Source organism: Lacinutrix sp. (assembly GCF_029238095.1).
Classification (GTDB): Bacteria; Bacteroidota; Bacteroidia; order Flavobacteriales; family Flavobacteriaceae; genus Lacinutrix.
The window spans coordinates 16,805-29,191 of the sequence record NZ_JAQWGS010000012.1; the positions used below are offsets into that span (position 1 = coordinate 16,805).

General features: G+C 30.6%; 14 protein-coding genes. 4 read left to right on the forward strand and 10 right to left on the reverse strand.

Translation table 11 applies throughout. The features are described from left to right. The first annotated feature begins 7 nt into the window (after positions 1 to 7). The gene (locus P8H50_RS03860) at positions 8 to 1,105 is read left to right on the forward strand and encodes a mannose-1-phosphate guanylyltransferase (RefSeq protein ID WP_300205796.1); all 1,098 of its coding nucleotides are present in this window, start codon (positions 8 to 10) and stop codon (positions 1,103 to 1,105) included. 3 nt (positions 1,106 to 1,108) lie between these two features. Continuing rightward, positions 1,109 to 2,590, forward strand: a complete 1,482-nt coding sequence (locus P8H50_RS03865) for a DUF389 domain-containing protein (protein WP_300205798.1) — start codon at positions 1,109 to 1,111, stop codon at positions 2,588 to 2,590. 15 nt (positions 2,591 to 2,605) lie between these two features. Here the strand turns inward: P8H50_RS03865 and P8H50_RS03870 are convergent, their stop codons facing one another. Continuing rightward, a complete protein-coding gene (locus P8H50_RS03870; RefSeq protein WP_300205800.1) occupies positions 2,606 to 3,373 on the reverse strand; it encodes an ATP-binding cassette domain-containing protein in 768 nt (255 codons plus the stop codon). After that, positions 3,373 to 4,110, reverse strand: coding sequence for an ABC transporter permease (locus P8H50_RS03875; protein ID WP_300205802.1), 738 nt, complete (start codon positions 4,108 to 4,110; stop codon positions 3,373 to 3,375). The genes P8H50_RS03870 and P8H50_RS03875 overlap by 1 nt, the downstream gene beginning before the upstream one ends. Positions 4,111 to 4,271: 161 nt before the next feature. Between P8H50_RS03875 and pafA the strand changes: the two genes are divergently transcribed. Beyond that, complete coding sequence (gene pafA, locus P8H50_RS03880; RefSeq protein ID WP_300205804.1) at positions 4,272 to 5,933, forward strand: alkaline phosphatase PafA; 1,662 nt, start codon at positions 4,272 to 4,274, stop codon at positions 5,931 to 5,933. Here the strand turns inward: pafA and P8H50_RS03885 are convergent. The 7 genes from P8H50_RS03885 to rsfS form a co-directional block, all read right to left on the reverse strand. Beyond that, positions 5,930 to 6,280, reverse strand: coding sequence for an SdpI family protein (locus tag P8H50_RS03885; RefSeq protein WP_300205806.1), 351 nt, complete (start codon positions 6,278 to 6,280; stop codon positions 5,930 to 5,932). The genes pafA and P8H50_RS03885 overlap by 4 nt on opposite strands. A 21-nt stretch (positions 6,281 to 6,301) precedes the next feature. Then, a complete protein-coding gene (locus P8H50_RS03890; RefSeq protein ID WP_300205808.1) occupies positions 6,302 to 6,568 on the reverse strand; it encodes an acyl-CoA-binding protein in 267 nt (88 codons plus the stop codon). Beyond that, positions 6,569 to 7,219 carry a phosphatidylserine decarboxylase family protein gene (locus P8H50_RS03895; RefSeq protein WP_300205810.1) on the reverse strand — a complete coding sequence of 217 codons (651 nt, stop codon included), beginning with the start codon at positions 7,217 to 7,219 and terminating at the stop codon, positions 6,569 to 6,571. Beyond that, positions 7,209 to 8,030 (reverse strand): phosphatidate cytidylyltransferase, encoded by an 822-nt coding sequence (locus tag P8H50_RS03900; protein WP_300205812.1) that lies wholly within the window; start codon positions 8,028 to 8,030, stop codon positions 7,209 to 7,211. The genes P8H50_RS03895 and P8H50_RS03900 overlap by 11 nt, the downstream gene beginning before the upstream one ends. A gap of 3 nt (positions 8,031 to 8,033) precedes the next feature. Then, a complete protein-coding gene (locus P8H50_RS03905) occupies positions 8,034 to 8,639 on the reverse strand; it encodes an LUD domain-containing protein (RefSeq protein ID WP_300205814.1) in 606 nt (201 codons plus the stop codon). A 111-nt stretch (positions 8,640 to 8,750) separates the two neighbouring features. Next, on the reverse strand, positions 8,751 to 10,727 hold the full coding sequence (ftsH, locus tag P8H50_RS03910; RefSeq protein ID WP_300205816.1) for an ATP-dependent zinc metalloprotease FtsH: 1,977 nt from the start codon (positions 10,725 to 10,727) through the stop codon (positions 8,751 to 8,753). Between the two features lie 8 nt (positions 10,728 to 10,735). Then, on the reverse strand, positions 10,736 to 11,107 hold the full coding sequence (rsfS, locus tag P8H50_RS03915; RefSeq protein ID WP_300205818.1) for a ribosome silencing factor: 372 nt from the start codon (positions 11,105 to 11,107) through the stop codon (positions 10,736 to 10,738). A gap of 105 nt (positions 11,108 to 11,212) precedes the next feature. Between rsfS and P8H50_RS03920 the strand changes: the two genes are divergently transcribed. Then, positions 11,213 to 11,944 (forward strand): biotin--[acetyl-CoA-carboxylase] ligase, encoded by a 732-nt coding sequence (locus tag P8H50_RS03920; RefSeq protein WP_300205820.1) that lies wholly within the window; start codon positions 11,213 to 11,215, stop codon positions 11,942 to 11,944. On the opposite strand, the gene P8H50_RS03925 is transcribed toward P8H50_RS03920, so the two are convergent. Continuing rightward, the gene (locus P8H50_RS03925) at positions 11,941 to 12,336 is read right to left on the reverse strand and encodes an SRPBCC family protein (protein WP_300205822.1); all 396 of its coding nucleotides are present in this window, start codon (positions 12,334 to 12,336) and stop codon (positions 11,941 to 11,943) included. The genes P8H50_RS03920 and P8H50_RS03925 overlap by 4 nt on opposite strands. Positions 12,337 to 12,387 lie beyond the last annotated feature (51 nt).

The following is a 12,387-nucleotide window of genomic DNA, read 5'->3' on the forward strand; positions in this document are numbered from 1 at the left end:
CAAATTCATGGCAAAGAAAATTAATAGGAATAAAAATTATTATGCTATTTTAATGGCTGGAGGAGTAGGATCAAGGTTTTGGCCAGTTAGTACTCAAGAGTTCCCAAAGCAGTTTCACGACATGTTGGGAACAGGAGACACGCTTATTCAAAAAACGTTTCATCGTCTAGCAACACTAATTCCTAAAGAGAATATTTTTATTTTAACAAATGAGCGTTATAACGATTTGGTTTTCGAGCAGCTTCCAGAAGTCACTAAAAGACAAGTGGTTTTAGAACCAGCCATGCGTAATACTGCACCTTGTATTCTTTATGCTTCATTAAAAATACAGAAAGAAAATAAAGATGCTGTTATGCTTGTAGCACCAAGTGACCATTGGATTGAAGACGAGCTTGCTTTTGCAGAAAATGTACAACAAGCTTTTAATTTTTGCGAGAATAATAATGCCTTAATGACTTTAGGTATTACACCAACTTTTCCTAACACAGGTTATGGTTATATTGAATACAAAAAAGAGTCAACAGATGCTATTAAAGCAGTAAGTCAATTTCGCGAAAAACCAAATTACGAAACCGCAAAAAGTTTTATTTCACAAGGTAATTTTTTGTGGAATGCAGGTATTTTTATGTGGAGTGCCAAAACTGTAATTGAAGCTTTTAAAAACAGTCAACCAAAATTGTTTTCACTTTTTGAAAAAGGAATAGCAGCTTATAATACAGCGTTTGAAGACGATTTTATAAGAGACAATTATGGCAATGCCGAAAATATTTCTGTTGATTATGCCATAATGGAAAAATCAAAAAACGTTTTTGTGTTACCAGCTTCTTTCGATTGGAATGACCTTGGAACTTGGGGAAGCCTGTACGACAAGTTAGATAAAGATAGTAACGATAATGCCATTGTAAACTCACAGATATTAGCCGAAGATGCTTCTGGTAATATGATAAGAACCAAAGCAAATAAAGTAGTTGTGATCGATGGCTTGCAAAATTATATTATTGTAGATAAGGAGGATGTTTTACTTATCTTTCCAAAGGCAAAAGAACAAGATATTAAAAAAGTATTACAAAAAGTTAAAGACCAGTTTGGCGAACATTTAGGATAATTTATGAGCGACGAAAGTAAATTTAATTTTGCTGAAGATTCAGCAAAAAATGATGCAGCTAAGGCAGATGCTGCTAAAAAAGATGAAGCTGTACAACAGTCTAAAGACGCAGTAAAAAAAGAAGCTAAAACATTTTTTCAAAGTATAAAGCTTTTTTTTAATGAACTACTAGATTTTAGAGACGATACAGATAGAGATGCAACAATAGATGCAATAAAGTTAGATATACCTTTTAAAGGTGCAACCGCATGGATATTAATATGTTCTATAATGGTTGCTTCTGTAGGTTTAAATGCAGATTCTACAGCAGTTGTAATTGGTGCCATGTTAATTTCTCCTTTAATGGGACCTATTTTAGGAATTGGATTGTCGATTGCAATAAATGACATTGATACTTTAAAAAAATCATTAATAAACTTAGCAACAATGATTGTGTTGAGTTTATTAACAGCGTATTTGTTTTTTAAGTTTTTTCCAACAGCAGATTTAATGACTAATGAGCTTTTTGGACGAACAAAACCAGACCTTAGAGATGTACTTATAGCCTTTTTTGGTGGTGCAGCTTTAATTATTGCACGAACAAAAAAAGGGACAATTGCTTCTGTTATTTTTGGTGTTGCTATTGCTACAGCTTTAATGCCTCCTTTATGCACAGCAGGTTATGGTTTGGCTCATGATTTTGATATTTTCTTAGGAGCAATGAATTTGTTTACCATTAACACTATATTCATCGCTTTAGCCACTTTTATAGTGTTAAAAGTATTGCGTTTTCCAATGCTTAAATATGCAAATTCTAAAAAGAGAAAGCGTATAGCTCAACTGGCATCGCTAATTGCAATTTTAGTAATGATCTGGCCAACCATTGCTTTTCTTCATTTTATTGAAGTAAAAGGTTTGGAAAATGATTATAATAATTTTGTTAAAAGCGAAGTAGAATCTAACAATGAATTATGGTTGCAAAAAGACATACCTAATTATGAAGAAAAAACAATAGCCTTATATTTTAATGGAGAGATACCTAATGCAACAATTGCCGATTTAAATAATGAAATAAAAAAGTATGAAAAAATAAAAGATTTTAAATTAGATATAAAAGGCAACAAAAACAGAAGCTTCGATAAAATTTCTGAGGCTTACGATCGCGCCATAAAAAGTCTCGACGAAAAAGATAATATTATATTAGGTTTACAAACAGAAATAACAAATTTAAGGGAAGAATTAAAAAGTATAAACGAAAGTAAAAACACCATTTCATTTTCAAATTTATCTAAAGACGCAAAAATTAGATTTAACGATTTACAGTCTTTTGGTTATTCAAAAATGTTGGCTTCTAAAGATTTTATATCGGTGGATACAATTGATGTTGCAACAGTAAAATGGAATGCAGGAATAAGTGACAGTATAGCAAGAATTAAAGAAACAGAACTTGTGAATTGGCTTAAAATTCAGGTTAAAACTGATTCTATTATTTTAAAAAGAGACTAAAGTTATTTTAAAATATTATTTATTTTCTTTTAAAACAGCTTCTCTAACCTTTTTAAATAAATTTGAAGAGTAGACAAAGTCTGTTACAACTTTATTGTCTGTTCTAAAGATGTCGTCTTTGGTGCCTTCCCATGCTTTTATTCCATCTTTTAGAAACATAATATTGTCTCCAATTTCCATTACAGAGTTCATATCATGCGTATTTATTACAGTAGTAATTTTATACTCTTCTGTAATTTCATGAATTAAATTATCGATAACTATTGCTGTTTTAGGATCTAAACCAGAGTTTGGTTCATCGCAAAACAGGTATTTTGGGTTATTAACAATTGCACGAGCAATGGCAACACGTTTTTGCATACCACCTGACGCTTCACTAGGCATTTTTTTATGTGCATCTTCAAGGTTTACACGCTTTAATACAATATTGGCACGTTCACGCATGTCGTTTTTTGTAAGCTTGGTAAACATACGTAATGGAAACATTACGTTTTCCTCGATGGTTAAAGAATCGAAAAGCGCACTACCTTGAAATACCATCCCAATTTTTGCACGCATATCTCTTTTTTTAGCTTCACTTAAATTGGCGAAAACTTCACCATCATATTCAATACTTCCTTCTTCATAATCATATAAACCTAACAAGCATTTTAAAAACACAGATTTTCCCGAACCACTTTGCCCAATAATGAGGTTTGTTTTCCCTTGGTAGAAAGTCTGGCTAATCCCTTTTAAAATATGAGCTTCTCCAAAAGATTTATGTAAATTTTTTACTTCTATCATTAGCTTAGTAATAATTGGGTTGCAAGATAATTTATAATAATAATGGCAACACTTGTCCATACAAAAGAGGTTGTACTTGCTTCTCCAACTTCTAGTGCTCCACCTTTCATGTAATAACCATGATACGATGGAATTGTTGCTAAAACAAACGCGAATAAAAAGGTTTTAATAAATGCATAACTAATATGAAAAGGATTAAACTCTTGTTGTAAACCCGTAATAAAATCATCTGTAGAGGCATAACCACCATAAATACATGCCATTAAACCACCAATAACACCTAAAAACATAGCAATTGAGATTACAAAAGGATAAAAAGCCATGGCAATTAATTTAGGAAAAACTAAGTAATTTATAGAGTTAATTCCCATAACTTCTAAGGCATCAATTTGTTCAGTAACACGCATTGTACCAATGCTTGATGTTATAAAAGAGCCTACTTTTCCTGCCATAATAATAGACATGAAGGTAGGTGCGAATTCTAATAAAATAGATTGTCTAGTTGCAAAGCCAATTAATTCTTTCGGTATTAATGGATTATCAATATTTAAAGCAGTTTGAATGGTTACCACACCTCCAACAAAAAAAGCGATAAATGCAACAATACCAAGAGAGCCAATTATTAAATCGTCTATATCTTTAAGTATAAGTTCTTTCATTACAGACCATTTCGTGGGTTTACGAAACATCTCTATAATCATTAAAAAGTATGTGCCAATATTATGTAGATACTGCATATTAGGATAAGATACGATTTAGTCAAAAAAAATAAAACTGTAAAAGTAATTACAATGCTAAAGTATAAAAATCTGCTATGTAATTGATGATATTTTTAAATTGAATTCATAGAGCTATTTAAAATAGTTTATTTTTGAGGTAAAAATATAAAGAAGACAATATGAGATTATTATTAAGCTTATTTCTTGGGCTATTCCTTTTTAATTGTAACGCGCAAAACAATATTACCCAAACTAAAACCAAAACTGAGACTGTTTTAAATGCTAATCCTAAATTAGTAGTTGGTATTGTTGTAGACCAAATGCGTTACGATTATTTAACGCGGTTTTATTCAAAATATGGAAATGGTGGTTTTAAACGCTTAATAAACGAAGGTTTTAATTGTAAAAATAACCATTACAATTATGTGCCTACTTATACTGGACCAGGACATGCTTCAATTTTTACAGGAACTTCACCTAAAAACCATGGTATAATAGCTAATTATTGGTACGATAAGTTTAGTAAAGAGAATGTGTATTGCGCTGGAGATTCTACTGTTTTAGCGGTTGGAAGTGACTCTAAAGCAGAACGTATGTCACCTCACAGAATGAAAACAACAACCTTTGCTGATGAGAATAGGTTATTTACACAAATGAGAGGAAAAACAATTGGAATCTCTATTAAAGATCGTGGAGCTATTTTACCAGCTGGACATTCTGCAAATGCTGCTTATTGGTTTAGAGGTAGAGAGGAAGGTCATTTTATAACTTCTACCTATTACATGAACAGTCTTCCAAAATGGGTTAAAGATTTTAATGCATCTAAAACAGCAGAAAGCTATTTAAAAGAGTGGAATACACTTTATGATATAGACACATATACAGAAAGTGGGAGTGATTTAAATACTTTTGAAGGCGGATTTAAAGGCAAAGATAATGCAACATTTCCGTACGATTTAGCAGCATTAAAAGATAAAAATAAAGGCTTCGATATTATTAAAGCAACACCTTACGGAAATAGCATTGTTACAGATTTTGCAATAGAAGCCATTACTGCAGAGCAATTAGGAAAAGATAATTATACAGATGTTTTAACAGTTAGCTTTTCTAGTCCAGATTATGTAGGTCATAATTTTGGAGTCAATTCAAAAGAAGTAGAAGATACATATATACGCTTAGATAAAGATTTAGAGCGTTTATTCAATGCGCTAGATAAAAAAGTTGGAGTAGGAGCCTATACTTTATTTCTAACTGCAGATCATGGTGCAGTAGATGTTCCAGCATTTTTACAAACGGCAAAAATTCCTTCAGGATATTTTGATAACGATGCATTTAAAAATCAATTGAACACCTTTTTAGTTAAGGAATTTTCAGCTTCAGATTTAATTGAAAACATTAGTAACGATCAAATATTTTTAAATAAGAATCGCTTAAAGCAATTAGACTTAGATATAGGCGATGTGCAATATGCCATAGTTAACGAAATAATTAATTATAAACATATAGATAAGGTATTCTCTTCAGAAACTATGCAAAATGCTAATTTTACATCAGGAATAAAAGCTTTATTACAAAATGGTTATCACCAAAAGCGTTCTGGTGATGTATTAATAGTTAAAAATCCTGCTGTAATAAGTTATAGTAGAAAAGGCTCTACGCATGGTTCTGGTTCTAATTTCGATACACATGTGCCATTATTGTTTTATGGAAATGGTATAAAAAGAGGCAGTACTCTAACTAAAACAGAAATTACAGATATAGCGCCAACTATCTCAGCACTTTTAGGAATTAGTTTTCCAAATGCAGCTACAGGAAATGTTTTAGAATTTGTTTTGGATTAAGAAGGTTTAAACTTATCACGAATTGCATTTTCAGTCTTTAATAAAAGATATAATACACTAAACACAATTACTATAAGACTTATAATTAGTGTTTGTTTAGAAGAGAAATCGAAAGCAATAAAATTCACACTTAAAAGCATCATTATTAGTCCAATAACCGTCATTTTTTTAGCAGAATATGTTTGTGCAAAATCCCAGGCTTGTTGGTTTTTCATTGAGGATTTTGTTCTATAGCCATATAATGCGTTTATATGTTTAGGTGGGAATTTGTAGGTAAGTAAACCCATAATAAAAAAAATACTACCACAGACAGATAATGGGTTGATTAAGTTCTCAATAAGTTCCAAATGATTAAGTTTTTAATTCTGTTACTCTCTATATAGAAAGTAATTATTAACTAATTCAATATAAGTCTGTTTGGCTTCATCTTCACTAATACCTTGTATTTGAAAAAGGGCATTGGTTTTAAAAGCATTAATTATTGGTGTTCTACTACTTGGTCTTTCGTAGTTATTAGTTGCCTTTTTGTAGTAAGCATATAAACGAAGCAGGAAATCTGCAGGAAAAGGTTCTGTATGAGTATTTATGCACTCTACAGCCTCTCTAAATGTGATGTCTATTTCTTCAGAAGTCATTTATATTTCGGCAATAATACTTTCGCCTCCTTTTACTTTCTCGTTTAACTTTACTTTAATTTTAGTGTCTAAAGGTAAGTATAAATCTACACGAGAACCAAATTTTATAAAACCAGAGTCATTACCTTGAATGGCTTCGTCTCCTTCTTTAGCATAGTTTACAATACGTTTTGCTAATGCACCAGCAATTTGTCTGTATAACACTTTACCATAGCTAGAGTTTTCTACAACAACTGTTGTTCGCTCATTTTCCTCACTTGCTTTTGGGTGCCAAGCCACTAAATATTTTCCAGGATGGTATTTGCTAAATAATACTTTTCCATTAATTGGATATCGTGTTACATGTACATTTAAAGGCGACATAAAAACACTCACTTGTAGTCTTTTTTCTTTAAAATACTCTTTTTCAAAAACTTCTTCTATGACAACTACTTTACCATCTACAGGAGAAAGAACGTTGTTATTATTATTTACAGTATTTCTTTTTGGGTTTCTAAAAAACTGAAGAATTAAATATAAAAAAATGGCAAACGTAGCAAATAGTATATATTTAAGCCATGCTATATCTATAAAACGATCTACAGATATGAAACATGCAACAATAATTATAAAAGTAATAACAATAATTTTATGGCCTTCTTTATGAAACATAGTGTAGTATTCTTAAAAATAAATATATAAATGGCGCTGCAAATATAATACTATCAAAACGGTCTAACAAACCACCATGACCTGGCATAATTACACCACTATCTTTTACGTTTGCTTGACGCTTAAATTTTGATTCTATTAAATCTCCTATTGTGCCTATAACACTAATAATAACAGCTAATATTAACCAATTGTTAAATGTTAAAGTGTTGGTATAGGTCCAAATAAAATAACTCGCAATACAAGAAAATAACAAGCCACCTAGGAAGCCTTCAACTGTTTTTTTAGGTGATATGCTTGGAAATAGCTTTTGTTTGCCAAAATTTTTACCAACTAAATACGCGAATGAATCGTTAACCCAAACAATAATAAATGAGCCTAATAGTAGCTTAGGTGAAAACACATTATTAAAGTTAGCGATAAGTATTAAAAAAACAAATGCACTAGAAATGTAAAAAGTAGTTAATATAAAACGTTTAGTAATAAATAAAGGAATAACTTTCTCTGAAAACAAATCCTTGATTAAGAGTAATTGAACAAAAATAGTAACAACTTGCATTATCTGTGTTGCCTCATCTAATCCTTTAGAGGAATTCATTACTAATTGCCAATACCCAAAAATAAAATAGAGTATTGTGAAAATAACGTATGGTAAAAAGCTTTTTAAGTTGATAAGCTTTTTAAATTCTGCAATACAAATAATACCAAATACAAAAAAAAGTATGATTAATGCATGCTGATTTAAAAGCGATGTAACAAGTAACGTTACGTATAGAATACCTGAAAGTGCTCTTGTTGTAGTTTCTTTCATTAATTATAAATCTTCAAGAAGCAATAAATATAAGTTTTTTGAAGCACTACCGTAGGTTAAAAAATCTTTTTCATCAAGATCTTTAAAATGTTTTATAGTAGTAATGTTTGTAGGTATTTTTTCTGTATTCTTATTTTTAATTTGGCGTAAGCCTTCTCCAATAGTATAAACTAATTGGCTAGTAGTTGCAAATACAATAAAATTATTAGGAAATTCGGCTAATTTTTTCTCTGCAATTTGATGAGATGAAATAAGAAGTGATCCATCGTTTGCTATTAAATTTTCGCAAGTAGTAAAAAAGTAGGTTGCTTCATTTAAAGCACTTTTTTTAAGATTTAAATTTTTAAAACGTGCTTCTAAATTCTTATCGTAAAAATAGCCAGGCTTATCTTCCCAATTATTTTCTTCAAAAATATGATTTACATTTTCGAAAACCTCTTCTAAGTTTTCGCAATACAAGAACTTGCCACCATTAGATTTAAAGTTTATAGTAAAACTTTCGTCTATAGGTAGTTTAATTTTAGGCATGTATTTACTTGTGTTTTCGTTTCTAGTCTCCTCTGATTCTTTATTAGACTTAGAACGAAAAAAGTTTTTAAAGATGCTCATTACTTGTTGCTATTAACCAATATCTTTAAGGTATTTTATCAAATATAAAAAATCTCAAATGAACTAAAGCGTTAATTTGAGATTTTTAGAACTATTATAGTGTTAAAGTCTTTATTCTACTTCTGTTTTATCTTCTTTGTTATCTGTTAAAAGTTTTTCAGAAGGTTTTTCTGCAACATTTTCAAAAGGGCGTTTACCTAAAATTTCTTCAAGGTCATCTTTAAAAATCACTTCTCTTTCCATGAGTCTTTGTGCCAATTTTTCTAACACATCTCTCTTAGAGGTTAAAAGCTCAACTGCACGATCATATTGTGTTTCTACAATATTTTTTATTTCGTTATCTATTAACTCTGCAGTGCTTTCGCTGTAAGGTTTTACAAAACCACTTTCTCCAGCTGGATCGTAATAAGTAATGTTTCCAACTTTTTCATTTAAGCCATAAATCATTACCATTGCTTTTGCTTTTTTAGTTACATTTTCTAAATCGCTTAAAGCACCAGTAGAGATTTCGTTAAATATTATTTTTTCGGCTGCACGTCCACCCATAGTCACACAGATTTCGTCTAAAAACTTACTTGTTCTTGTAATGTAAGCTTCTTGAGGTAAATACCAAGCAGCACCTAGAGAGCGACCACGTGGTACTATTGTAACTTTTACTAATGGATCTGCATGTTCTAAAAACCAGCTTACAGTGGCGTGGCCAGCTTCGTGGTATGCAATAGTTTTCTTTTCTTCTACTGAGAATAGGTGACTTCTCTTTTCTAATCCACCAATAATACGATCTACAGCATCTAAAAAATCTTGTTTTTCAACTGCTTTTTTATTATTCCTTGCAGCAATTAAAGCGGCTTCATTACATAAGTTCGCTATGTCTGCACCAGAGAAACCTGGTGTTTGTTTTGCTAAAAAGTCTAAATCTAAACCTTCAACTTTTTTAAGTGGTCTAAGGTGTACTTCAAAAATAGCACGACGTTCGGTAAGGTTTGGTAAATCTACATGTATTTGTCTATCAAAACGTCCAGCACGCATTAATGCTTTATCTAAAATATCTGCTCTGTTTGTAGCTGCTAGAACAATAACATTTGTATTAGTGCCAAAACCATCCATTTCTGTTAGTAATTGGTTGAGTGTGTTTTCACGTTCATCGTTACTTCCCGACATTGCATTTTTTCCTCTGGCTCTACCAATAGCATCAATCTCGTCAATAAAAATAATAGCAGGAGATTTTTCTTTTGCTTGTTTAAATAAATCTCTTACACGAGAGGCACCAACACCAACAAACATCTCTACAAAATCTGAACCAGATAGTGAGAAAAACGGCACTTTTGCTTCTCCAGCGACTGCTTTTGCTAGCAAGGTTTTACCTGTTCCTGGAGGACCAACTAATAATGCTCCTTTAGGGATTTTACCACCTAATGAAGTATATTTTTCAGGATTTTTAAGAAAATCTACAATTTCTTGTACTTCTTCTTTTGCGCCTTCTAATCCAGCAACGTCTTTAAACGTAGTTTTTACCTTAGTATTCTCATCAAATAATTTTGCTTTTGATTTTCCGATATTAAAAATCTGTCCACCAGCTCCACCACCAGCTCCACCAGACATGCGACGCATTATAAATATCCAAACACCTATTAATAAAATGAATGGTAATAGGCTTAATAAGAGGTCTGCAAAAAGGTTTTCTTCTCTGTCGTTGTCATAGGTTGTTGTTAAATTATTTTTATCAATAATTTCTATGTACTTATCTTCAAAATTACTTAAATCTCCATATTGAAATTGATAATTTGGTATTTTACCATTACCAAATAAAGTATTAGAATTTAAAGCTTTTTTATGTTTGTCTAATTTTTTTGCTTCATCAGTAAGATATATTTTTACAAAGCCTGTGTTTTTTATAACATCAAAATTTTGAACATCACCATCTTTAAGAATTTGAAAAAATTCTATGGGTGTAATTTTTTTGTTATCGTTTTCATTACTATTTCCAAAAAGTTGAAAAGTTATAAGCGCTATTAAAAGTGCACCAGAAATCCAATAAGGATTAAACTTAGATTTTTTAGGTGCTTCAGTTTTTTTATTATTTGCCATGAATGGTTTTAAAATTTAGATTCAATAATTGTAGTTTTGGCATCTCCCCAAAGACTTTCAATATCATAATATTCGCGAATATGTTTTTGGAATACATGTACAACAACGTTCACGTAGTCCATTAAAATCCACTCTGCATTGTCTTCTCCTTCAATATGCCAAGGCTTATCTTTAAGTTCTTTGCTTACCTTTTTTTGTATGGCACCAACAATAGCGTTTACTTGAGTGTTAGAGGTACCTTCGCAAATAATAAAATAATCACACACTGTATTATCAATCTCTCTTAAGTCAAGAATAATAATGTCTTTTCCTTTTACATCTTCAATACCACTAATTATAGTTGCTATAAGTGAATCTGTGTTTACTTCTTTTTTAGTCATTAATAGGATTTAATTTGTGCAAAGTTATTATTTTTTGGTTCTTTATACTTTAAAATTATGATAAAGATTTGTTATAAATTTTAATCACGAAGATAACCAATTTATATGCGTATTATCAAACTTGATGCCATCGATTCTACAAATGCTTATCTAAAACAGATTAGCAGTGCAGAAACACTTGAGGATTATACTGTAATTACTGCAAAACAGCAAACTAATGGTCGAGGTCAAATGGGTAAGCATTGGCATTCTAAAGCTGGAGAGAACCTTACTTTTAGTGTGTTTAAACGTCTAAATGGACTCTCTTTCTCTAATCAGTTTTATCTAAGTATTGTAATTGCACTTGCACTACATAAAACATTAACACTCTATAATGTGCCTAATTTATTTGTTAAATGGCCTAACGACATTTTGTCAGCTAACAAAAAAATTGCAGGAATATTAATAGAAAATGTAGTAAAACAGAATAAATTAGACTATTGTATTATTGGTATTGGGTTAAATGTAAACCAAACTATTTTTAATGATTTATCTAAAGCAACATCATTAAAAATATGTAGTGGGAAAGTATTTGATTTAGATGAAATACTCCTTAAATTTTTGGTAGTCTTAAAGGACAGTTTTAAAAAATTAGAAACTAATGCATTTGAAGCATTAAAAGCTGATTACGAATCTAAATTGTTTAGAAAAAATAAACCTTCAACATTTAAAAATGCTGAAGGTTTGTTATTTTCTGGTTTTATAAAAGGTATTTCTTCAAATGGAAATTTAGTTATCCTCTTAGAGGATGAGGTTATTGAAGAATATTCATTAAATGAAATAACTTTACTTTATTAAACTGCTGTTTGCATATTTATTGCAAGTGTATCTATAAATTTGCTAATAGGACCTTTAATCATCATGGCCATCATAGCATTAAATTCGCCTTCAAAATGAAGCTGGACTTCGCTTGTATTACTATCTATTTCAATAATATTTCCAATTAAAGAAAAATCGAGTTTTCCACCAGCTGCACCTAAAACGATTTTGCTATTTGGTACTGTTTCTTTTTTCTTTAATATAATTTCTGGCATACCTTTTAGAGCAAAAAGAAATTTGTCTTCTCCTAAAACTTCGAATTTACTTATGTTTTCAGGCATTAAGGTTTCGAAGTTTTTAACATTACTTAAAAAGTTAAAAGTATCTTCTGCAGATTTATTTAATGTTACTTTTTGGGATTCTAAATTCATATTAGCGTACTGTTTTAATTTATTTTATTTGGATGTTTTAATCCTTTCTAT

Excerpts from the sequence above, each read along its gene's own strand:
- P8H50_RS03860 (WP_300205796.1), top strand. The coding sequence starts at position 8 with ATGGCAAAGAAAATTAATAGGAATAAAAATTATTATGCTATTTTAATG.
- P8H50_RS03865 (WP_300205798.1), top strand. The coding sequence starts at position 1,109 with ATGAGCGACGAAAGTAAATTTAATTTTGCTGAAGATTCAGCAAAAAAT.
- P8H50_RS03870 (WP_300205800.1), bottom strand. The coding sequence starts at position 3,373 with ATGATAGAAGTAAAAAATTTACATAAATCTTTTGGAGAAGCTCATATT.
- P8H50_RS03875 (WP_300205802.1), bottom strand. The coding sequence starts at position 4,110 with ATGCAGTATCTACATAATATTGGCACATACTTTTTAATGATTATAGAG.
- pafA (WP_300205804.1), top strand. The coding sequence starts at position 4,272 with ATGAGATTATTATTAAGCTTATTTCTTGGGCTATTCCTTTTTAATTGT.
- P8H50_RS03890 (WP_300205808.1), bottom strand. The coding sequence starts at position 6,568 with ATGACTTCTGAAGAAATAGACATCACATTTAGAGAGGCTGTAGAGTGC.
- P8H50_RS03895 (WP_300205810.1), bottom strand. The coding sequence starts at position 7,219 with ATGTTTCATAAAGAAGGCCATAAAATTATTGTTATTACTTTTATAATT.
- P8H50_RS03900 (WP_300205812.1), bottom strand. The coding sequence starts at position 8,030 with ATGAAAGAAACTACAACAAGAGCACTTTCAGGTATTCTATACGTAACG.
- P8H50_RS03905 (WP_300205814.1), bottom strand. The coding sequence starts at position 8,639 with ATGAGCATCTTTAAAAACTTTTTTCGTTCTAAGTCTAATAAAGAATCA.
- ftsH (WP_300205816.1), bottom strand. The coding sequence starts at position 10,727 with ATGGCAAATAATAAAAAAACTGAAGCACCTAAAAAATCTAAGTTTAAT.
- rsfS (WP_300205818.1), bottom strand. The coding sequence starts at position 11,107 with ATGACTAAAAAAGAAGTAAACACAGATTCACTTATAGCAACTATAATT.
- P8H50_RS03920 (WP_300205820.1), top strand. The coding sequence starts at position 11,213 with ATGCGTATTATCAAACTTGATGCCATCGATTCTACAAATGCTTATCTA.
- P8H50_RS03925 (WP_300205822.1), bottom strand. The coding sequence starts at position 12,336 with ATGAATTTAGAATCCCAAAAAGTAACATTAAATAAATCTGCAGAAGAT.